The following is a 21,806-nucleotide window of genomic DNA, read 5'->3' as shown; positions in this document are numbered from 1 at the left end:
TAGTGTGAGAGCGTCATTATCAGCAGGTTTGTCAAAACTTCAGCTACCACAATTACGTGAGAAAAAAGCACGTGCCGACACGTCATCCTCTCATAAGGAAACCGCGTGGACTAACGCAATAGCGCAAACGATACAGTCACGCCTAGACAGCGTTTCGGGTGATTTAAATCGTTTAACGGAATCCGTTATGTTGGCTACCGCAGAAGGTGCGAGCTTGGATCAAGCGGTCGCCTTATTGGGCGTTCAGCGACAAATCATTACCCCTGCTGATGAAAAAGAAAACCCACCTATTCCTGCAGTAATGGAATCGGATGATCGATTACGTTCGCGAGCCCGCTACAGTGTACAAGCGCTTAATCACAGTGGGTGTGAAGGTAGTTACCGGTTCTTTGCCATGTCGGCGAGTGCGGATGTAAAAGATGTCTCAGTATTTAGCCGCGATTGGTTAGAAGGAAGTCAAAACGTAAGTATCTTTATACTCAACCGTTATGGTCGCGGCGATGGGTTAACCGATCAAACTGATTTACTTGAAACCGTTCGAGGTGCGATTGAAGAGGTCGCTTCCATTACTGATGACGTTGACGTGCGGTGGGCCAATATTATTCCCTACCGCCTAAATATAAAACTAGAATTTTCCACCGGCACTGATAAACCGGCATGCTTAGCCAAAGTCGTAGCAGCGGTTGATGCGCTAGCGAAACGTAATCATCGGCTGGGCAAGAACATTGTACGTGATGAAATATTAGCTGAACTGTATCAGGCTGGCGTTGAGCAGGCGCTGCTCGTGGAGCCGGCTAATGATATTGCCGTACCGCTGGATAGCGTAGGGTATAACGCTGGCATAGCGTCCGAAGAAGGTGATTTTATTATCGAAGAAGCCAACGCGCTATTAATAGAAGGACAAACCAATATTCAGTTGACCTTGCGGACACCCCAATATTTTCAAACCCAAGTCGATATGGCAGTGAAAACTGATGAATAGTCGTAATGTTAGAGTACTCATTTATTGCAAACGTTTATTTCGCTGTGTGGAAAATAAAGGGATTGTGGTATGAGTGAAGCCATTAAGTACGCACCGCCGATACCAACAGTGGACGAGCATTTACTGCCGCCGAATGCAACGACGTTAGAAAAAAAATTAGCGGCGCTTACGCAACCGTTGGAACACATAGACGTACCACTACGTCAACTGTGGAGCCCGGAGACCTGCCCAGAAGAATTTTTGCCGTGGCTTGCATGGGGGCTAGTGGTCGATCAGTGGGATGACAGTTGGCCGGTAGAATTTAAGCGTGCAATGGTTGCTAACACTGCACAGATGCACAAAATTAGAGGCACCAAACGATCGGTTAACGATGTTATTCGTATGGTGCTCGCGTTAGCTGAAGCCCGTGTTGACCAGAAAGCACTAACGAGTTTAGAGGGCCTTGAACGGTACAATAGTTCCTTCAATGTAAGGGAGTGGTGGGAAACCATTAATAATGCCGAACAGGGCCAGCAGTTTTCAACCGATCCGTTAACGTTCGATGTGCAGTTACTGATTGGCGGTGGTGTACTGGGCGGGCGTGGAATATTAGGTGGCGAGCTTTACCGGCAGCTTCGGCAAGCCATTGATGCGGTAAAACCTTTAAGCACGCGTTACAAGTTAAGTATTGGTGGTGCCAAATTAGACGCAGAATTACCCGCGTTAAAAACTGGATTGCGCGTTAAACACTATCATCGTTTCCAAGTTGCGCCGCAAGTATCACTGAAATTGAAAACGACAGTACCACTGGGTGTTCGTGCTCGCAGTAATCGCTACGGCCGTTTTACGGTATCCCCTAAAGCCGTTTTAAAGTTCACTACGGTAATGCCAATGGGTGTGCGTAGTCGCGCGGTTGAAAGGCGTCGTTTTTCTATGAAGGCAATTCCGACTTTAAACTTCAAACAAAAATTAACCTTGCAGGCCAGTGTTCGAAACCTGCGTACAAAAAAATTCCACTTTAAGCCCGAATAGGGCACACCAGAATAAACGAAATGGAGAACAATAATGGCTGATCAATTGGTTCCGATTATTACCGACGAAGGACGAGAAGCACTCATTTCTGGCTTCGCCAATGCAGATAATTATCGCTTTAGCCAAGTTGCGCTGGGTGATGCAAATGGCGACGGATATAAGCCAGAGCCCGACATGAAAGTGCTTGTGCACGAAGTTCAGCGTGTCGCGGTATCGAGTGTGGTCATTCAGGATCATGCGCGCCTGCACATAACGGCTGTTATTGGTAATCCAGAAGATAAAGATGCGTCTGAATACAATATTCATGAAATTGGTTTTTTTCTACAAGGCGTAGGTAAAGATGGCCAAGATATTGGCGATGCGGTTTTATTTGCGGTATATGCTACCGAGCCGGGCGAAAATCCTTTGTTATCGAAAGACCCCGCGACCGAGCTATTACTGGCGTTCGATCTTGTGCTACCGGACATTGTCGAAGGCGAGCTAAAATTCGATAAAGACTCCTACTTACACCTGCCAGAAGCAACGCAGCAATCGGCCGGGTTATTACAAATTGCCACTAAAGCAGAAGTTACCGCGGGCAAGGCCGATGATAAAGCCGTTTCACCTGCAACGATGAAATCAGCACTCGCAGCTTTTGGTGATAATCTTGGTAAGAGCGAGTTGACCGCAACACAAGTAGCCAATAAAAATGAAGTTAAAGCGGGTATTGTTGCGAACAAAGCCGTTACGCCTAGCACCTTGACCACGGCGTTTAAAGATTTCAAAAAAGCCCAAGCGGCAGAACCACTCAATCTCGATAATGTAACCGCTAATATTTCATTGACGGTCGGTAATGCCAAATCAAGAGCGGATGGTCTCGCCATACAAGAAGGTGAAGGCGGGAAAAAAGAAATATTTTTTGCAGACAACGGCCAAATTCGCAGTTCGGATAATAACCATCGAATCCTCTTCCGCCGCTCAGAAGATATTCTAGAGCTTCGTGAGTATGGCAAAATCGTGCTATCGCCCGGCGCCAAAAAAGGTACGGCTACAGCGACGACTACGTTTCACCCGTCAGGGAATGTTACGGTTAAAGGCCACATAAAAGCTGAACAGTTCATCAATACCCAGCCAGTATACAACCCAAATCATCATCGCATGTATCCTGATAACCCGTTGGTGTATCAGAATATATTTGATGCAGTGAAGAAAAAAGCCATTACCAAAATGGGTAAACCCACGTTCGATAATACAGGCTACACGGCAGCAAAACCCTGGCATGGCAAACCGATTATTAAGTTTGGTGCGGACACAGAAAAAGATGGGAATGGCGGTAAGGTTACCATTCCTAAAGGGTACGATACCGTTTGGCTACGCGTACTAGGTGAGCGCTGGACAGCGTTTAAAGCCTATTATTTGGACGGAAAAAAGGAAAGCCTCGGTTTGTGGACTGGTGGTTACCGCCAGACCAATTGTTACTCGCCGGACGGTTCTTTAGCCGACGGGCGCTGGATTGGTGGCGATAACGCCGCGCTAGCGCATCAATGGGTACCCATATCCGTTCCTCGTGACGGCGAGCTAGGCTTGGTGGTTAAACCTCAGACAAACAATAGTTTCTGGGTTTCCGGTTTGGCGTTTAGTCAAAATCCGTGGAATCACAGTGCCGTTTCAGCAGTCACCTTACACTGGAAGCTAAATGGTGGTGAGGCTATTAAGTGGAATACCCATAAATGGAAAGGTGATATTTTGGCTCAGTTGGAACCTGCGGCTGTAAGAACCGTTATGGTGCCGTGTATGGGCGATGGACAAGATAAATTGCTGTACCTTATTGAGCATAATAACGATTGGAATGGCGGCATGCATGATGGCATTAAAGTGAATGGTAAGCCCATTGAACGCTTTAGTGCAACGTACGATAACCCGTTTGCACGACATTGGAACAGTAAATTGTATAACCGCTATTTGGCTGCACGTATTCCTGCGTCTGAAATACCCCAGGGGTTTTCCTACCTAAAAGTAGAAGTCGATATGGTGAACTCCGGCCATAGTATCTATTTGCGAGAAATGGGAACCCATAACCTCATGACACCGGTTGCGTAACCGGTTTTTTCTTTAGATTTGCCTAACAGGACACCGCTATGCCAGCGCCCTTTATGATGTTGCTAGGCCCCATTCGTTTTTCGATCGATCAGGCGGCCTATCAACAACTACAACGTACCACTCAATACTCGTGGGCAACGCAATCGGCGCTTGGGCATCCGGTCTTAAAGTATTTAGGGTTGGGTGGCCCCACTCGTCAATATATCGGCCCCGGCGAAGATAGCCTGACCATCAATGGTTCCATTTACCCGCATTTTAATGGTGGCCCTTTGCAGCTTATTATTATGCGCCTATCGGCGGGTGTGGGAATTGCGCTACCACTGATTAGTGGGAATGGCCTAGTGATGGGCCGTTGGATAATTGAAAGTATCAATGAAACGAAAAGTGAATTTTTCGATAATGGTGCAGCCAGAAAAATTGATTTCACGTTAACGCTAAAACGTTTTCAACAAGATTTTCTTCCAGGTTTTTAATTATGGCAACCGTATACTCAACCAAAGATGGCGATATGCTCGACTGGATTTGTTGGAGGCATTATGGCCAACACGCACGCCTAAGCGAAGCCACCCGCCAAATAGAGCCGCATTTAGTGGCGGCCAACGGTGGCATAGACGAAGAGGTGGAAATGTTGAGCCAATTTAGTAGTACCGACCTACGCGGTATTGTTGAACAAGTTCTCGATGCAAATCCACGACTGGTTGATTACGGTAGCCGCTTACCCGCTGGTGTTGATGTCACACTACCAGAATTAGAGGCCAGCGTAGAACAGCAAGACGTGGTTCAGTTATGGGATTAAAAAGGTTTAACCCATGCTAGCGTATTTATATAAACAATCACCACCCGGTTACAGCCTAACCATTGGTGGCGCTTCGGCGACCCACGAATTGCGCACGCGTTTATTGTCGCTTAGCGTGGTATTAAATGACGGCGAACAAAGTGATCAATTCACACTTTCCGTGGATGACTGCCAAACGTTAACCTTTGGTCGTATCCAATTACCCGACACCGGAAAAGAAATACAGGTATCGCTGGGCTACGATTTACATAAAGCCGATATGGGTATTTTCCATGTTGATCAAATTACCTGTAATGGCTCCGGTGGCGGCGGCTCGATTAATATTACCGCCGTTCCCAAATTGCTATTGTCCGAAAAAACACGTACATGGGCAGACACCACCATTGGCGATATCATTGGTGAAATCGCTACAGATAATTCTCTTACGGCAAAAATAAGTGCTTCACTTAAGACAGTAGCCATTGCTATAGAAAACCAGGTGAATGAAACCGACCTCAGTTTTATTACACGTTTGGCTAAAAAGTACGACGCTTTGGCAAAACCGGCCAGTAATAATTTGTTGTTCCTCGTGAAAGGAGAAAGTCTATCTGCGTCGGGTTTACCGCTACTCCCTACCCCTATCACGCCGGATAATGTTATCAGTTGGAACTGCCAACTCTCAGATAGAACAGAATACGGCTCTGTAGTGGCCATTTGGCATAACCGCGTAACCGCAGCACAAGAACAAGTGATTGAAGGCACCGCCGATGCCGAACCCATTTACCGAATGCCACATTTATTCACAAGCGAAGCCGAAGCAAAAGCTGCTGCCAAAGCACAACATAATCGTAAGAAAAGAGATGCTTCAACCTTAGATTTAACGGTGGTCGGTGATCCTGGAATTGTTGCCGGGGGCTCTGTCATGCTAGTTAAAATTCGCAGTGAAGTTGATGGTTTATGGATTATTAAATCGGCCACACACACGTTGAGTGGTAGCGGTTATCAGTGCACTGTTTCGCTATACCGAGAATAAGATAATGTCGAATAATGAGTGGTACGCATTAAATAGCCGTTGTCTTGCGGTAGGTTTAGAAGACGTTCGTCGGGCCTGTTATCGTGCGCTTTCTAGAGAATATGAAAAAGAAATTCCAAAGCAAAATGAATCGTTTGATGATGCCGCTTTAACTCGGCTATGCGTAATTTTTCGTTTATCACCGTTTGAGCGTCAGCTATTACTGCTCTGCGCAGCAGCACAATTAGAGGGTGAATTTGGTGAACTTTACGGTGCTATTGTTGGTGACCCGAAAAGACATTTCCCAACGTTTGATTTAGCACTAACCTTATTTAATGGCGGGCAGTGGCTACCATTCTCGCCGCAATCGACGATACGGTATTGGCGTCTTCTGGAAATGAATGATACACAGCAGCCGAATCTCACGCCGCTGCGCATTAACGAAACGGTCTTACATTACATTACTGGTTTTGCGAGTAGCGATTCTGCGTTGAGTGCACTTACTATTCCCAACGATTTTCAGCCCGAGTTGGCGGGTGGTCAACACTTGCTTGCAGAGCAAGTCGCAAAATTAATTACTCAGCCAACAACCGATGCTCTCCCCCCACTCGTTCAATTAAAAGGTAATGACAAACAAGCGGGCATTGGCGTGGTTCAAGTTGCTGCGAATCTAGCGAATGTTATCGTTAAGCGCCTCGATGCAAGTTTGTTACCGCATAATAACGTTGATTTAGAAGAGCTCTATATTCGTCTAGAGCGAGAGGCCATACTTTATCAAAGTATTTATGTTTTCGAATGTGAATATGAGCCAGAACAAAAGCCGAATCTTACGCGCGCGCTTAATTATTTGTTTAAGCGCCTTACTGCTTTCTGCTTACTCACGGGCGATATTCCGCTTAGCCTAGGTGCACGCGACCACATTAAGTTGGATGTTACTCGGCCGAGTTACCATGAGCAGCAAGAGATTTGGCAACGGCTAATGCCCGATGTTTTTTCCTCTGAATCATCCGTTGCCGCCCTCCGAGAAATATTAGATCAGTTCGACTTAAGCGCCGATGCTATTCAGGCGATAGCACGCCAGTGGACAATCGATGCGATTTCTTTCGCCGATTCGAGTGAGCATAGTGAACCTCATGAGGCCGTCGAACACGTATTGAACCTTTGCCGTAAGCAAAGCCGGGCAGAAGTGAGCGGCTTAGCAAAAATTATTGAGCCGGTAGATATACAATGGCAAAACCTCGTATTGCCCGAAGAACAGCTCACCACGCTTCGCAGTATTATCGAACAAGTAAAACACCGCTATAAAGTGTATCGCCAATGGGGTTTTGCTCAAGGTTCCGCATACGGATTGGGGATTGGGGTACTTTTTTCTGGCGCCAGCGGTACCGGTAAAACACTGGCGGCTCGCGTTATTGCGAGCGAATTAAAGTTGGATATTTACCAGATAGATCTCTCTTCTATAGTTAGTAAATATATCGGCGAGACAGAAAAAAATCTCGAGAAAATATTTACCGCGGCGGAAAAAAGCGGCGCGATACTCTTGTTCGACGAAGCCGATGCGCTTTTTGGTAAGCGCAGTGAAGTAAAAGACAGCCGCGATCGTTATGCGAATATGGAAGTGAGTTACCTGTTACAGCGAATCGAAAACTTTAGTGGCCTTGCCATTTTAACCAGTAACTTTAGAAAGGCACTCGATCAAGCGTTTTTACGCCGGCTTCGATTTATCGTGCAATTTCCTTTCCCTCAAATTCAAGAACGCATACTTATATGGGAAAACGTATTTCCGTCACAACTTCCTCGAAAGGACATTACGTTCGAAAAATTGGCTCGGCTGGAAATTCCCGGTGGCATTATTCGAAGTATTGCAATTAATGCAGCTTTCCATGCCGCTAGTGGAGATCTGCTAGAAATGCACCATATTCGTAAGGCTGCTGTTGACGAATACAAAAAAACAGAAAAAACATTAGTCGCAGAATTGGTGGCTGATTGGTAGCGCACTGCACAGGAAATAAAACATGGGAAAGCCCGTAGCGGTTTTAGGTGATGTAAAAGCCGAGGTGTCTACTACCGACTTGCCCAGTGCAAAGGGTTCTTGGGTTGCAGGCCCTGTTGTTGATGTGCCCAACGGGCAACTAAGCCACGGTGATAAAAAAGTGATTAAAGAATCATCCTGTGTATTTACCTACACTGGCGCGAATACCTCTACAGGGGCTCCGGTACCGGGTAGTGAGACGGTTACGCTAAAAGCCGGCGCCACTACTATAACCAATAAGGGCGCTGTTTTGTTGGATGGTGACGAAGCCGTAGGGCCTGCCTTTTCGAATAAACTGAGCGTGAAGGCTTCGCAGAAAATACTTACGACATCCTGATCACTGTTGTAGCACTGTTAGTGTTGAACTATACCGTGATAAATAATGGATTCTATACGCTTCGGAATTAAACACATGCAAATGGCCAAAGAAACAGTCGTCAAGCAAGACCGCACTCAAAAGTCTAAGCCCAAGCCAAGTGCCACGGCGGTGCGTACGGAGCCTTATTCAGCGGTACAGTGTCAGTACGGTGAGAGCATGCATACTGAAAACCGTTCAAGCGGGATAAATACAGGCTTACCCGGAGGTTTGCAGACGGGTCTAGAGCGTATGTCTGGCTTTAATATGTCCGATGTTCGCGTCCATTATAATTCTCCGCGACCCCAACAAATTGGTGCGTTGGCTTACGCGCAAGGTACCAATATTCATTTAGGTAGAGGCCAAGAAAAACATTTACCTCATGAAGCATGGCATGTGGTGCAGCAAAAACAAGGGCGAGTAAAACCCACGCGCCAACTAAAAAGCCTTTCAGTTAATGATGATAGCGGGTTAGAGCGAGAGGCCGACGTGATGGGTGAGAAGGCGCTTTCTTGTGGGCGGAATTTTCCTCAGGCGGCAAGAGGCTCGCGGGTAAATACTCCGCATTCTACCGCGTCGATGCAGCCAGAAAGTGCCATGAGTTTAAAGTCTGCGGGTGCCGCTGCAATGGCGAATGCCCCTATACAAGGGCGGTTTGGTTTTGAAATAGAACTGCCTATTTTGTTTTTACACAAAGCGAATTTCGCCGCAGTGCCAGCGAGGGGGCTAGGCGGCGCCGGCCCGATGCCCACCGCAGCGAGAGCAGCGGTGCCGTGTGATGCTGGCCAGCGTGCCGGCGTCACCGATGTTTATGATGCACATGGCGCCGGTGCACAGTGCCATGTGAATGTTGATCATTCTGGTGCACTCGACCCTTTATATCTTCGCGAACTCGATGAGTACGCCGTGGCAAACGCACTTACCCCAGCTGAACGGGAAGGCCTCTTGTTATACACCGGCCACCTGATGCCGAGTCAAGCCAGTATTATGGAAGTAGTAACAGATGCGTGGGATGAACAGGCATTAACACGCGCGCAAGCGCTACAACGTGTGAGAGCTGTGATAGCGTGGGTGAATGGCCTTTTTAATTCAATTCGAGGTAATCAGCAGGTCGCCTTGGGAAATTATTTTATGGGTTCTACCGCGGCACAATCTGATTTATTTCAACCACGTTTAGGGTATTTTCATGCAACCTATGGCGTGAAATTGAGCCAAGTGCCAAGGATGTTCGAGCGAACCACAGCACAAAAAACAACGCTTAAACGTCATGCAAGAACGCATCGTAGTGAACGAAAACACGCCGATAATCTAAAACGCACCCATAGCTCCATCGGTAAAGCGACCACGGCTATGAGTTCAATTAAAAGTTTGTGGCCTCGCCAAGGTGGCGGCTGGTTCTCTAAAGGAAGTAAAGGTTGGAACCCCGGCACGGAAGAGACTTTCTTAGGTTTCTTAACATTGCTTGATAATTATCTATTGATGTTTCAAGCACTAAGAACCAATAACCTTGCAAAGCAAAAAGTAGGAATGCACTACTATAAAACCGATCTTTATGATTTAGCTCTACAGCTCCCTCATGAAATAATCCACACCTTGACGAACAATAATGCCTTGCGCGCAGGCGTGCGCAGAGCCATTGCACGATCTGTAGGGCTTCATTTGAATACACCGCTCACTGCGCCTTTAGCGGGCTGGTCGGTTAATCAATATTTGGAACAGGTTTTTACAGGCTTCAGTGGCCCGCAGCGGCAGGATGTGAATGCACAGGATATTCATGACCCTCTATTAGCGGGCAGCATCAACCCCTATAGCGCAAAATTAGGGCCAGACCAAATCGGCCCAGCCTTGAATCAAGAGGTTGGCGTGGTAATGGAAAACCGGCACCTAGAGTATTTAGATGAGGATTACGGTACTAACCAATCTGCGGCAGATGACCGGTTGGCGGAAAAATACCGTCTTTATGCTGCGCCTCCAGGCCCGGATACGAGAACGGTTCGAGAAAAAGCCTTATTTGATTCAGCAAAGGCAAGAGAAGCTGGGGCTGCGAGACGGCCAATTGGTGAATGGGAAGATATTATGATGAATATCTATGACATGCTTATCGATATTAACCAGTAGTGCCCGTGCGGATCACACACTATTAAGCGAACGACACGTTATTCGCTGCTCAGGGATATTTTGGCCATGTACAGCACAAAGGCACCATCGGAGCATGAAGCAGAAGTAAACGAAGAGAAAACGTCTCGGTCAGAGCCCCCTACCCCCAGTTCCGCGCCCGTACAATGTCGTTATGGCGTTAGAGCTTCCGCCACAAAAAACGCTGCGCTCGCTTCACCGAAACCCAATAACACTGGTATACCAACCCCCCTTAAACAGGGTCTCGAATCACTATCGGGCTTTGAATTGTCGGGCGTCCGCGTTCATTATAATTCTCCAGCGCCCGCAACATTAGGGGCGCTTGCCTATGCCCAAGGTAACACTATTCATTTAGGGCGAGGCCAAGAAAAACATCTACCTCATGAGGGCTGGCATGTTGTGCAGCAAATGCAGGGGCGCGTGAGGCCTACGGTGCAATATAAACGCGTTGCGATGAACACCGACAACGCGTTGGAAAAAGAAGCCGACGTGATGGGCGAAAAAGCGCTGCGGGGTTCGATTGGCCGCGCGTCGTTGGTACAAATGGAGGTTACGGGCGATGGCATTGTACAACGAGCGCCCGCCGGCCCACCGGACCCTAAGAAGGCTAAGCCGCCTACCCGTGAAGAGGTGGATGAGCAAGATAGGCTGTGGTTGACGGACAAAAACGGCAAGCGCTGGTACATGCGCGACAACGGCAACGTACGCTGGTGGCAACCTGTGCGTAAAAAGAAAGGTGTTGGAGGCTATAGCGTTTATATGCGAACACCCGATGTGCCTTTAACGCTACAGGATATTGCCAGCGCCAAGAATACAATGGATGCCTACGAAGACGATGTAAGTTGGGGAGTATTTGAGGAAGGGCCTGTGGTTGATGTGGTGGCGCAAGCCAACCCCAAAACACGTGACCAACAAGGTACTGTTATGGCGAAGCACTTTGGCCAAGCAGCCCTACTCGCCGCAAATTGTAATAATAAGTATTATCTTGGCGCCTCCGAATATGCTGGTGAAGAGGATTGGGAATGGTTGCATATGCAGGGGCATTCGCTGGGAGGTCAGGAAAGTGCCGCTAATTTGGTGGCCGGTAGTCACGGCGCAAATACTGAAATGGCCGCCATCGAAAGTGCCGTTGGGCGCTTCATGGGAAGTAAGAGCATTCGATTAGCGGTTACCCCTAGTCTCGAAATCGCCACACGCCTTGGCAAACCTTCATTAAAGGCAAGGCTGATTGATTACAAGGTGTGGGTGAACGGTACGTTAGTTATTGAACGTCGAATAGATGCGAGTCGTGGGCGAATGCCGAAAGTGGAGTACGACTCCTTAGAAACCAATGCCGTCCATAAAATACAATTTGAGTCGCCAGTGGGGAAACCCATTGAATTCGTACAGGGTGAAACTTTGTTTCAGTCGTCGTCAGCGGATGAACTGGAGCAATTACGAAAATCCCAGTATAAACAGGGTTTTGATCATGAAGCCATTAAGGATGCGCGCCGACAGTCCTATTTAGAGGGTGTTAAAGAGAGGCGTGCATCGGCAATAAGTGCCGCCCGAGCAAAAGCGTTTAATAAAGCATGATTCGCCGCAATTGTTATTGGCTATGGCCTATGGCCTCAAAGGTATTACCGATCGGTTTTTGATTAATTGCGGTGCTCGCCTTATTGTCGTTAAAATACACTCTGAAATCGCCTTAGAGCGAACTTAGTCAGTAAACTAAAAGGAGTGTTAAATGAGCATTAGAACATGGGTGAGTAAATTTTTATTAGCGATGGTTTTTTGCGGAGCGGTATCCGTTGTTGCACAAGAAGAGGCAACGCAGGCTACACAGCATGATGGTAGTTGGTTTATCGGCGGGGGCTACCTTGGGTTAGATTCTGAAGTGACGGACCCTCAAGGTGTTGGTAGTGGCGGTTTTGTTTTGGATATGGGCTACACCGGTATTGTGAACAATAATTTCCGTTATAGTGTGGGTTTTTACCTGCCCTTTTTATCGGATGATGATTCGTTCAATCAGCGTGTAGAAGACCAATTTGGTAGCCGTAGTACTGAGTCTTCTGATATTAGTGCAATGGGTGTTTTAGGTGAATTGGGTTATCAGCACGCCTTAAATGAAAAAACATCGTTCTCGTTGAGCGCAGGTTTTCGTACTTTGAGTGCCGATCGTGAAATTGCCAGTTGTTCAAACTGTATGTCGGAAGGATTGAACCTTGCCGGTGGCGGTTATTTGCGCCCTGCGATTGTTTTTCATGGCGAAACTGTTGACGTTGAAATAGCAGCGATGACGTTTTTAAGTGGCGATATGACCAATGGTTTTATGGTCAATGTCCTCTTCTAATTTTACCTATCAAAAAGAGCACTCAAGTGCTCTTTTTTCGTTAAAGCCCTCTTAATACTGTAATCCCCCGCCCATTATTGACCTCACTCGAGGCCGAACACCGCTGGAGAATCTAGTGAGAACGTTGTGTTCGTCGTGTTATCACCGAGGGAATTTTTATGCTCGTCTGTAGAACGTTTTCAGTTTTGTGCTGGAGGCGTTTAATTATTCCTAAGCTTAAAATACCTATCAAGAGTATCGTGAAGGTTTTTGGTTCGTTCACGGTGGTGCTGTTAAATAGGACTCTGTTAAATAAGACGTCAACGCTTCGGTCTAGATAAAGGCGTTAGGGGTATGAGTGATGCGACGGTAGGCATAAGCACATGGTGGTATTTCACAATGCTGTGTAGTTAACACACGTGATAATGCGCGCGACTTGAATCCGTGAAATAAGACACGAAAGTGTCGGGCGGAACAGAGTAATCCTTATTTTAGTTGAATTAAGTGACAGAAGATCAAGGTGTTAGTTTGGCTGGGAGCGCGCCAATGTAAGCATTACTGACAACCGCTAGTGCACGAAAGAATAACGGTAAAGCGCTTTTATTAATTTACACGTCAGGGAGGCGAGAGACGGTGAATGAAGGGCTAATATTGGCTAATTTATGGTGGGGCGTTATGCCGTGCGGGCCGTATTAGACGAATCTATTCTATTAACAGTACAGTGACGTGAGCGTTGTAGGAAAAGCGTAAAAATTTATGAGGACTACGGCAATCGCTAAACGAATAAAGCCTAATGCATAAGGCCGTTTTGCTGCAGAGCGACCTGTTTTAAACATTTTTCGCACAGGCAGTCTCGCCATTGTTGCGCAATTTCGTCTGCCGTTTGCGGTGTTAGTTGTAATGCTGTGCAATGACATTCGCTAATTGCATCTGAGCGGCAAATAAAGTTGCCACTGCAGCGCGGGCAAGTACTCGGGGTTGAGGCGTCCATAATGCTAGATCGAGAGTTGTTAATTTTATAGGGATATTTTTACCGATCTTAGCATAGCGAGGGTAGAAGACGAGAACATGACAGAAATTTTATGCATATTTAAATGCATAAATAGAATGTTGCGTAATTTCAGAGCAGAAAAAACGAAAGGAGGTTGTGTAAAGCGGCCGATCCAACCACCGCCTCAATAAACTTAAGGCGGTGGTTGGATTGTTTTTTACACACGGCGGGCACTTTTGGTTAAAAGCTATACCGCGCCTTTAACCAAAGCTGCCGTCCTGGCTCGTTGACTCGGACGGGGTCTGGGTTGAAGGGGTCGGAATTGGCAGCATTTACGTGGTAGGCGTAAGCCGTATCCAAAATGTTTTCTATACCCGCTTGTAGTTGAATGCTGTCGTTTGGTTGCCAGCGGCTGTAGAGGTTGAAGGTTGTGAAACCGTCAGATGGGCCAGCGTCCACATTGGGATCAAATGCGTCTTGCTCGGCCGAGACAATCATCTCACCGCCCAATGACCAATTGGTGTGATCATAATCGAGGCTAATTCGCCCTTCTAAAGGTGCAATTTGAGCGAGGTCGCTGGTGTCACTTTCACCACGTGTATAGCTGAGCGCGGCTTTTGTCGATAGATGATCACTTAGGGTACGGCTGCCGTCAATTTCAAACCCATAAAGGCGCGCGTCCACATTGCGGTACAGCGTTGCTGAATTGTCATTGTAGCGTTGTATGTAATCGCTTACTTCATCCCAGAATACGGTTGTACTCCACCGATAAGTGTCTTTGTCGGCGACTAAGGTAAAGTCCAATTGATGGTGTGTTTCTGCATTTATATCGGGGTTACCTACCCAAGTGCGTCCCATGGCATTGCGCGCCATGTATTGCTCAGTGGCGTCGGGCGCACGAATGCTGCGGCTCAGGTTGCTACTGAAAACGGTATTGTCTGAAAGCGTGTAGTCCCACCCGAATACCAAACCAAAGTCACTGTTGCTCTGTGCGCTTGCCGAAACACCATAAGCGTTTTGGTAGAGCGTATTGGGGGTTGCTGCGCCCATCATACCAACCATCTCGTCGGCACGGGTAGCGTCGGATTCAAACTGATCAATACGTGAACCCAACCGGAGAAGGTGTTTGTCGTTAAGCGTGTAATCAACTTCAGCAAATATGCCCGTTTGTTGTAGCTCTACTCCAGGCCACATAAGCGAGGCGAGCATGTCATAAGTGCCATCTTTGCCCATATCCATGTGTAAAGTAGAGGCTCTATCGTTGGCACGATGATCGAAACCAAAACGCCATTCGAGTGAGGCTTGCGAGACGGTTGCGAGTAAGCGAGCACCCTGTGTATCGGATGTACTATTCGCTACCATGCCGGCGTCGTTCATAGGCATGCGATTGCGCAAACTGTAGTTGTCCATCAAGTGGTCAACGTTACTTTGGTAAGCGGTCATCTCGATTTCATCAATCACGCTACCGCCTGTGTAGTGCCACTTTACGCGGGTGGTGGCGGAATCTGTCCAGGGGGAATCCATACCGTTCCCAGGAAACCACGCGTCGTCTTCACTTACGCCCTCGTAGGACAGCTGAAGGTAGTGGTTCTGGTTTAGATCAACACCAGTAATGAAGCCAAAGCTGGATGACTCGAAGGCTGAAGAAGTTACTTCGCCATCGCCGTCTTCATAATTAGAGCCAGATTTTATGTCACCGAATACACGGCCGAACGCGCGTTCGGTGCCAAAGGCTAGGTTAGCTGAAGCGTCGTTGAGTTCAGAATTAGTCGTATGGCCAAGGTTTATGGAACCTTGGTAGGCTTTGTCCGTGAATTCGGGGCGCTTGTGTTCGAACAACAGCGTTCCGCCACTACCGCCAGAACCATAGATTACGGAGCGATTGCCCTTAATAATGGTGAGTTGGTCAAAGTTATCCATTGCGGTATAGACCGTAGGTGGATCCATGCGCCCAGGACACGCGCCGAACGTGTAAGCGCCATCGGTCATCACATTTAATTGATTTTGGGACTGCCCACGAATGATAGGCTCGAAGCCTCGTCCACCACGGCGAGTAGCGGTCATGCCATTGACGGAGCGTAACAATTCGCCAGCGTCTTGTACGGGTTTGCTCAACGTCGATTTGCTGTGTAACTGTTGCTCTTCGGACATAGTGGTATCACCCACCACTTCGACAACTTCAATAGGTAAATCGCTGCCGGCAATGGCGGGCATGGTTATCATCGCTATAGCGACGCCTAATGCGCATTTTTTCATGATCTTATCTCTGTGGTCTCAATAGGGGTAATTGTAAATAAGCGCGCCGAAAGAAGGGATGTGGCGAATTGTCGCAGGAGACTAAATAGTGATCATGGGCAGTGGCGAGATAAGCGGCATTGAGCGTGTGGTGCTCTTCACTGCGATGGTGCTGGCAAGGATGAAATGAGATAAAAGAAGAGAAAAAAACTCGCCTGTTACCTCCCGAGTAAGCAGGCGAGCAATAAGATGGCCTATAGCCATATCGAGCTTGCGAATGAATCTAAAGGGTATTAGAGCGAATATTCGGGCTGAAATTTTAGGGGGGCAGTGGTTAGGTTACTACCATTTCAAACCCGAATATTCGTTTTCTTTTAAAGCGTTCTGGCGGTAATCGCGGAGGTGATTACTGCTGTTCAGCGATCTTAATAATGTTATCCAAATACGAGGTGGTGGTTTCTGCCCAAGAGCCCATCAAGCGTTTGAAGTAATAAAAATTGGTTGCTTTGTTGGCCAGTAAAGGGCCTTTCGCGCTGGAATCTGTATTACGGTAGTCGGTTATATGGATAAAAGACTGGCCGTTTGGGTTAGTAATGTGAATGTCGGTGGCGGCTTGGCCAGCCAATGCGACTAGTGTTTGTTTAATACCGCTGGAATCGGGAGCAAAAATATAAAGATCGAAAAGTTTGGCAGAGAATATTAAGGTTTCTTCGTCTTTTGTATTCTCTACTGACCAACCGCCTTCTGTTAGGGCTTTAACTATCTGGGCTTTATAGGCTTCACTATAATTTTGTTTAATGGACGCCTGATATTTATCTGACGTTTTGCTTCGAAAACGTTTTAACCACACGTCTGCAAATTGAGCGTGCACATCTTCAACATAAATTTTGCGTTTTAGCGGTACGCTAAAGTCTTCGGCTAAATAGAAACGATCAAAATCAGGTGAATCCATTGGCGAGAGAATAGGCTCCGCGTCGGTATTGCGGATATTCGTAACGGGTTCAGTAGCGGCAAGTTGAACGGGTTCGCTCGTTGCTTTTTTAAGCGCAAAATCCAGCGAAGGAGACGCCAGCTCCATGTGCGTATCTTCGCTAAACGTTAATGTTGGCAGGGCATTATCGGGCGTCTCAGCGCCTTCGATAGAACCTGAAACAACAGTAGGCAATGTATTGGCGCTCGGCGCGTGCTGCATGTTGGTTTCGGCGGCGGGATTGGTTGTAACCTGTTGAGCGGGAACAACATCTTGCGACCCCTGAGACTGCGCAGGTAATGTTACGGGTTCAGCTGCAAACGATGGTATGCGAATGTCATTGGCACTTGCATTCATCGCTACCACCAATAACCCCGCGATTAACGCAGACACGAACTGCTCCATACTTTTTGCCATACCCGATGAATCTGAAAACAAACGTTTAACGCGAGGTAACATATTTTCACCTGTTTTTTTAGCCGCAAGCACGGTGGCTAAGCGGAGCTGCAGCTCGGAGATATTGGCCAAACTATTGGCATAGAGTGTTGGGCTACCACAATGCTTAACTGCGGTATCGTCACAGGCATTCTCTCGTTCGATGTCAATATTACGGGAAATCCACAGAACGGCTGGGTTAAAAAAGTACAGCAAACGAACGAAACTTTGAATGGCATTTACAACATAGTCGTTGCGTTGAATGTGCGCTAATTCATGCAGCAGAAGAGCTTCAACTTGCTCAACATCTAACGATGTTAAAAGGCCAATGGGCAATAAGATAACGGGTTTTAGGTGGCCAATAACGCAAATGCTGGAGACACGGCTAGAATTTCGGATAAATATACGCTTTGAAATTCCCATGCGTTTGGCTAGTTGCGCGCAGCGTTGCGACCATAATCCACTGACGGGCGAACAGTTCTGATGGCGCAAACGTAAAGCAAGAACAAAATCGCGGGTAAAGCGTATGAATTGAACGCTAAAACCAATTAACCACACCGCTAAAATGTACTCGATGTTGTTATTAAGTACGCCATAGGTTTGTTCCCAGAAACCACCAAAATAGTGAATGGTTACGCCGCTAGTCTGAACAATATAATGCGCTTCTCCTATACTTTTATATAAATAGGAGAAAGTTGCACCGCTGGCCACAACGCACATAATGAGCGCAAAAATACCGTGTAAGTAACGTACGCGCGCACTAAGGTTTCGGTTAATGGACAGTGAGAGTGCAAGCACGAGTGCAATTAGCCCTGCTTGCCAAAAGGAGTGAATCATCGTCCAGCTGAAAGCGTAGGCGATATCGCCGCTTAAAAATGTTGCGAGTTTCATTATTCTTTATCCTCTAAATTATCTAGAAAGGATCTAATTTCATCGACTTCTTTTTTGCTGACGGAGTTGTTGCCAAAAAGTTGCATCACAAGCTTGCTTGAGGAGCCACGAAAGGTATTGTCGACGAAACGTGAGAGAAGCTTATTTTTAGTGGTTGTTTCTTGAATAGCGGTAAAATAGATATGGCTGCGCCCGTCGAGGCGTCTATCTAATAAACCTTTTTGAACCATAACCTGCATCGACTTCAGTGTGGTGGTGTAACCAATGGTACGAATGCTACTTAACTTTTCGTGAACGTCCTGCACACGCAACTCTCCCGATTCCCAGAGAATATTCAGTATTTCAAGTTCTGCTTGTGTGGGGTTGGACACGATGTTTCCTTTAGCTAACTACGAGTGATGTCGTAGTTAAGTTTGTACGACGCTTATCGTAGTTGCAAGTAGTTTTTATACGTTAATGGAAAATTGGCGTTAAAAATGAGCCTGAGGCCTGGGTTTTAATGGTACTTAAAGCGAGAGGTAAGATGTTTCCTACGCTAAACGCTCAAGACGCATTGCGTGAACAATGGTGCCTTACGCGTTTAACGAAGCGGATAGTTAAAGAGTGAGCGACGAAAGCGATTTTTCGAGCATTGTTAACGTTTTCTGTAGAGATTCTCGGTTTTCAATTCCCATGCGCAAGATTAATTTTTGAGTGTTGGGCAATGCTTCTAACGTAGGGTCTAAGAACTGATATTGGGCGCGAATCAAAATGAGTTCGGGTTCTCTTTCTATGTGTGGTGTGGCGGAAAAACTGCGCAACGCCCCCAGTACAAGGGTGTGAAATTCGGCTGGCCCTTCTCCCAATTCTTCGTAAGCGCGTTGTAATAATGGGTAGTAAAGCCGGTACAGCTGCGTTATAGCGGAAAGATTAAGTTGTTCGGCAAGGCTCACGTAAACGCTATAGCGTTGCTGGTTTTGCGGGGGGTTACGAAAGAGCGCTGTTTGAATGGTTTCATTGCTATTTTCGGGCGATGGGATTTCAGCCATACGGCCTATAGCTTGTGCTTTAAAGGCTGATGTTGGTCCGTTCAGGGGGCGGTATTGCGGTACAACTTTACCTTGGTTTAGATTAAAAACGGCGCGAACAAATTTTCGAATAATATCGTCGGGGGTGAGTAACGCCACCAGTGATGTTAAACCCTGAGTTTCTAGAAGTGTTGTTCGCAGGGGCTCATCGCTATTGTCTAGCGTCGGTAATGGTTCGGCGGTTGGCGCTGGTTGAGCAGTGGGTTGTAGCAGGTCGGTATCCGGCGCGGGTGTTGCCGTTGGCGCCGGCGTGCTGACCGGTGTGGGAATAGGTGTTGTGGGCGCTACAACGGGAATAATGGGTGCCGAGCTACGGTTGGATAGCAGGTAAACACCGGCAGCGAGCAATGCAACTACGATGAGTACAATCACAAAGGTTGTAGAAGAACGTTTAGAGTGAATGGCTTCTGGTGGTCCGTCTAAATTACCATCCCCTAAGTCACGGGTGTCGTCGCGCATCTATGTTTCCTTTTTTTGTGTTTGACCTGAATTAAGCCATAAAACGTTTGTGCAGGGCGGTTATCGATCCGTCATTAACTGAATCATAATGTGGGGATCGTGTTTTTACACTTTGTTTTTGCGCGCGTCCTGTAATACTACATGGGTATTTAGAGCGCCAGCTTTTGATTATGATCCCTTCGCCGCGATAATTTTTTCTGGATGGATAAAACGTTTTGATAGGAATGTAGCGTAACGCATTTATTAAGCGGCATATTACATTAACTTTGTTCTGAATCCTGTTTTGATTCAAAACTAGCCGTTTATTCTGCGTCCTTTTCAAGGTACCTTACGCCGTCGCTAATAAAAATAAAAAAGCGCGAATTTTTCAGTAATCATCAATCTTTCCTTTCCTTAATACAACAAAGAGCGTGGTGCCTTGTATTGTTTGCACCTGAACGCTTATGGACACCTAAGAGGGTTCGGTATGAACATTAGCCAACTAAAATTTATTCCTGCTGCCGCATTATTATTTGCCTATGCTGCTCACGGCTTGGTATCTGGCGCAGGCGAAGCCACTATTTCTATGAACAATAACTGGGGCAGTGGTTACTGTGCCGATGTGACCGTTGCGAATAATGGTGGTAGCACCATTACGGATTGGACTCTAGAGTTAGATCTAAACGGCGCGAATATCAATAACTTGTGGAACGGTAGTAATAGCGGTAGTACCGTTACACCGCAAAGCCATAATGCCTCTATTGCATCGGGTAGCAGCGTTACATTTGGCTATTGTGCTAACGGCAGCGGCACGCCTTCTATTGCGTCACTTTCTGTGACAGGCGGTGGTACTGCATCTTCTAGTTCTTCATCGTCTGTTTCCTCCAGCAGTTCTAGCTCTTCATCGGTGAGCAGCTCGGTGTCTTCTAGCAGTAGTTCTGTGAGCAGTTCGGTAAGCAGTTCTGTTTCTTCATCGAGCAGCAGCTCGGTTTCTTCTTCAAGCAGCAGCCAAAGCTCATCGTCTACCGGCCAATGTGACGAGCAATGTCAGTGGTATCAAGATGAGCCACGAGCGTTGTGTGCGAATCAAGATACCGGTTGGGGTTGGGAAAATGGTCAAAGTTGTATTGGTCGCACTACGTGTGAAGGCCAAGGTGGCAGTGGCGGCGTGATTAGCAGCTGTGGAAATTCTTCCAGCTCTTCTTCAAGTTCGTCTAGCTCCTCTAGCAGTTCTTCTAGCTCTTCTAGTAGTTCTAGCAGTAGCTCTTCCTCAAGTTCTTCTAGCTCCTCAAGTTCAAGTAGCATTGCGGGTTGTGATGGTTATGCAACTCGTTATTGGGATTGCTGTAAAGCACACTGTAGCTGGTCTGGAAATGTACCTGATGGTGCTGAGCCTTTAGGTGCTTGTGGTGTGAATGATCAGCCCATTGGTGACATTAACGCGGGCAGTGCTTGTGATGGCGGTAACGCTCATATGTGTCAGGGTCTATCGCCATGGGCTGTGAGCAATACGTTGTCTTATGGTTATGCGGCAACGTCTAGCGGTGACGTGTGCGGTCGTTGTTTCGAAATCCAATTTACGGGTAGCTCACACAACGGTGGCAATGATCCGGGTTCTGCGGCATTAAGCGGCAAGCGTATGATTGTTCAGGCAACTAATATTGGTTCCGATGTGGCGGGCGGTCAGTTTGACATACTCGTACCTGGCGGCGGCGTTGGTCAATTTAATGCGTGTTCTTCTCAGTGGGGCGTATCAAACGACGAGCTAGGCGCGCAATACGGCGGTTTCCTCGCGGCTTGTAAAGATGAGCTGGGTTATAACGCTAGCTTGTCACAGTATAAAAGCTGCTTGTCTCAGCGTTGCGACAATGTGTTTGGCTCACGTGGCCTGACGGATCTACAACAAGGTTGTCAGTGGTATGTTGACTGGTTTGAAGCGGCCGATAACCCCAGCTTGAAATATCGTGAAGTGGCTTGTCCATCGGCGATAACTTCTCGTTCAGGTGTTGACCGTGGTTTTCTAAACGACGTGAGTAACTCTTGTAACTAAACATTTGTCGTAAGACTGAATGGTTAGACCTCTACT

At 47.1% G+C, this 21,806-nt stretch carries 17 protein-coding genes; 12 read left to right on the top strand and 5 right to left on the bottom strand.

Annotated features, from left to right (window positions below; all coding sequences use genetic code 11):
* Window positions 1-4 precede the first annotated feature (4 nt).
* The 11 genes from H5647_RS03195 (at window position 5) to H5647_RS03145 (ending at window position 12,714) form a co-directional block, all read left to right on the top strand.
* Entirely contained in the window at window positions 5-982 is a 978-nt protein-coding gene (locus H5647_RS03195; protein ID WP_052691843.1) for a baseplate J/gp47 family protein, read from the top strand.
* A gap of 69 nt (window positions 983-1,051) precedes the next feature.
* The gene (locus H5647_RS03190; protein WP_052691842.1) at window positions 1,052-1,993 is read left to right on the top strand and encodes a phage tail protein I; all 942 of its coding nucleotides are present in this window, start codon (window positions 1,052-1,054) and stop codon (window positions 1,991-1,993) included.
* A gap of 33 nt (window positions 1,994-2,026) precedes the next feature.
* Window positions 2,027-4,072 carry a phage tail-collar fiber domain-containing protein gene (locus tag H5647_RS03185; RefSeq protein ID WP_052691841.1) on the top strand — a complete coding sequence of 682 codons (2,046 nt, stop codon included), beginning with the start codon at window positions 2,027-2,029 and terminating at the stop codon, window positions 4,070-4,072.
* 38 nt (window positions 4,073-4,110) lie between these two features.
* Window positions 4,111-4,545: a phage tail protein gene (locus tag H5647_RS03180; protein WP_052691840.1), complete on the top strand. Its 435-nt coding sequence runs from the start codon at window positions 4,111-4,113 to the stop codon at window positions 4,543-4,545.
* A gap of 2 nt (window positions 4,546-4,547) precedes the next feature.
* Complete coding sequence (locus H5647_RS03175; RefSeq protein ID WP_045856250.1) at window positions 4,548-4,868, top strand: tail protein X; 321 nt, start codon at window positions 4,548-4,550, stop codon at window positions 4,866-4,868.
* Window positions 4,869-4,881: 13 nt separating this feature from the next.
* Window positions 4,882-5,880 (top strand): phage late control D family protein, encoded by a 999-nt coding sequence (locus H5647_RS03170; protein ID WP_045856249.1) that lies wholly within the window; start codon window positions 4,882-4,884, stop codon window positions 5,878-5,880.
* A gap of 4 nt (window positions 5,881-5,884) precedes the next feature.
* Window positions 5,885-7,852, top strand: a complete 1,968-nt coding sequence (locus H5647_RS03165; RefSeq protein WP_045856247.1) for an ATP-binding protein — start codon at window positions 5,885-5,887, stop codon at window positions 7,850-7,852.
* Window positions 7,853-7,874: 22 nt separating this feature from the next.
* Complete coding sequence (locus H5647_RS03160) at window positions 7,875-8,228, top strand: hypothetical protein (RefSeq protein WP_045856245.1); 354 nt, start codon at window positions 7,875-7,877, stop codon at window positions 8,226-8,228.
* A gap of 75 nt (window positions 8,229-8,303) precedes the next feature.
* On the top strand, window positions 8,304-10,364 hold the full coding sequence (locus H5647_RS03155; protein WP_082086941.1) for an eCIS core domain-containing protein: 2,061 nt from the start codon (window positions 8,304-8,306) through the stop codon (window positions 10,362-10,364).
* A gap of 66 nt (window positions 10,365-10,430) precedes the next feature.
* Window positions 10,431-11,957 (top strand): eCIS core domain-containing protein, encoded by a 1,527-nt coding sequence (locus H5647_RS03150; protein ID WP_082086940.1) that lies wholly within the window; start codon window positions 10,431-10,433, stop codon window positions 11,955-11,957.
* Between the two features lie 151 nt (window positions 11,958-12,108).
* Entirely contained in the window at window positions 12,109-12,714 is a 606-nt protein-coding gene (locus H5647_RS03145) for a hypothetical protein (protein ID WP_045856243.1), read from the top strand.
* 769 nt (window positions 12,715-13,483) lie between these two features.
* Here H5647_RS03145 and H5647_RS22400 read toward each other — a convergent pair.
* The 5 genes from H5647_RS22400 to H5647_RS03120 all read right to left on the bottom strand — a co-directional run bounded on the left by H5647_RS22400 (window position 13,484) and on the right by H5647_RS03120 (window position 19,741).
* Window positions 13,484-13,684 carry a cysteine-rich CWC family protein gene (locus H5647_RS22400; RefSeq protein ID WP_082086939.1) on the bottom strand — a complete coding sequence of 67 codons (201 nt, stop codon included), beginning with the start codon at window positions 13,682-13,684 and terminating at the stop codon, window positions 13,484-13,486.
* A gap of 240 nt (window positions 13,685-13,924) precedes the next feature.
* Window positions 13,925-15,940 carry a TonB-dependent receptor domain-containing protein gene (locus tag H5647_RS03135; protein ID WP_082086938.1) on the bottom strand — a complete coding sequence of 672 codons (2,016 nt, stop codon included), beginning with the start codon at window positions 15,938-15,940 and terminating at the stop codon, window positions 13,925-13,927.
* A gap of 385 nt (window positions 15,941-16,325) precedes the next feature.
* A complete protein-coding gene (locus tag H5647_RS03130) occupies window positions 16,326-18,215 on the bottom strand; it encodes a M56 family metallopeptidase (RefSeq protein WP_045856240.1) in 1,890 nt (629 codons plus the stop codon).
* Complete coding sequence (locus tag H5647_RS03125) at window positions 18,215-18,586, bottom strand: BlaI/MecI/CopY family transcriptional regulator (protein ID WP_045856238.1); 372 nt, start codon at window positions 18,584-18,586, stop codon at window positions 18,215-18,217. The genes H5647_RS03130 and H5647_RS03125 overlap by 1 nt, the downstream gene beginning before the upstream one ends.
* Before the next feature lie 225 nt (window positions 18,587-18,811).
* The gene (locus H5647_RS03120) at window positions 18,812-19,741 is read right to left on the bottom strand and encodes a DUF3014 domain-containing protein (RefSeq protein ID WP_052691839.1); all 930 of its coding nucleotides are present in this window, start codon (window positions 19,739-19,741) and stop codon (window positions 18,812-18,814) included.
* 466 nt (window positions 19,742-20,207) lie between these two features.
* On the opposite strand from H5647_RS03120, the gene H5647_RS03115 reads away from it, so the two are divergent.
* Window positions 20,208-21,770, top strand: a complete 1,563-nt coding sequence (locus H5647_RS03115) for a cellulose binding domain-containing protein (protein ID WP_082086936.1) — start codon at window positions 20,208-20,210, stop codon at window positions 21,768-21,770.
* Window positions 21,771-21,806: the final 36 nt, after the last annotated feature.

This window comes from Teredinibacter purpureus (assembly GCF_014217335.1).
Taxonomy (GTDB): domain Bacteria; phylum Pseudomonadota; class Gammaproteobacteria; order Pseudomonadales; family Cellvibrionaceae; genus Teredinibacter; species Teredinibacter purpureus.
This window is presented reverse-complemented; position numbering and strand designations above follow the sequence as displayed.

Coding starts and splice junctions, on each gene's coding strand:
- H5647_RS03190 (WP_052691842.1), top strand. CDS start 1,052: ATGAGTGAAGCCATTAAGTACGCACCGCCGATACCAACAGTGGACGAG.
- H5647_RS03185 (WP_052691841.1), top strand. CDS start 2,027: ATGGCTGATCAATTGGTTCCGATTATTACCGACGAAGGACGAGAAGCA.
- H5647_RS03180 (WP_052691840.1), top strand. CDS start 4,111: ATGCCAGCGCCCTTTATGATGTTGCTAGGCCCCATTCGTTTTTCGATC.
- H5647_RS03175 (WP_045856250.1), top strand. CDS start 4,548: ATGGCAACCGTATACTCAACCAAAGATGGCGATATGCTCGACTGGATT.
- H5647_RS03170 (WP_045856249.1), top strand. CDS start 4,882: ATGCTAGCGTATTTATATAAACAATCACCACCCGGTTACAGCCTAACC.
- H5647_RS03165 (WP_045856247.1), top strand. CDS start 5,885: ATGTCGAATAATGAGTGGTACGCATTAAATAGCCGTTGTCTTGCGGTA.
- H5647_RS03160 (WP_045856245.1), top strand. CDS start 7,875: ATGGGAAAGCCCGTAGCGGTTTTAGGTGATGTAAAAGCCGAGGTGTCT.
- H5647_RS03155 (WP_082086941.1), top strand. CDS start 8,304: ATGCAAATGGCCAAAGAAACAGTCGTCAAGCAAGACCGCACTCAAAAG.
- H5647_RS03150 (WP_082086940.1), top strand. CDS start 10,431: ATGTACAGCACAAAGGCACCATCGGAGCATGAAGCAGAAGTAAACGAA.
- H5647_RS03145 (WP_045856243.1), top strand. CDS start 12,109: ATGAGCATTAGAACATGGGTGAGTAAATTTTTATTAGCGATGGTTTTT.
- H5647_RS22400 (WP_082086939.1), bottom strand. CDS start 13,684: ATGGACGCCTCAACCCCGAGTACTTGCCCGCGCTGCAGTGGCAACTTT.
- H5647_RS03135 (WP_082086938.1), bottom strand. CDS start 15,940: ATGAAAAAATGCGCATTAGGCGTCGCTATAGCGATGATAACCATGCCC.
- H5647_RS03130 (WP_045856240.1), bottom strand. CDS start 18,215: ATGAAACTCGCAACATTTTTAAGCGGCGATATCGCCTACGCTTTCAGC.
- H5647_RS03120 (WP_052691839.1), bottom strand. CDS start 19,741: ATGCGCGACGACACCCGTGACTTAGGGGATGGTAATTTAGACGGACCA.
- H5647_RS03115 (WP_082086936.1), top strand. CDS start 20,208: ATGAACATTAGCCAACTAAAATTTATTCCTGCTGCCGCATTATTATTT.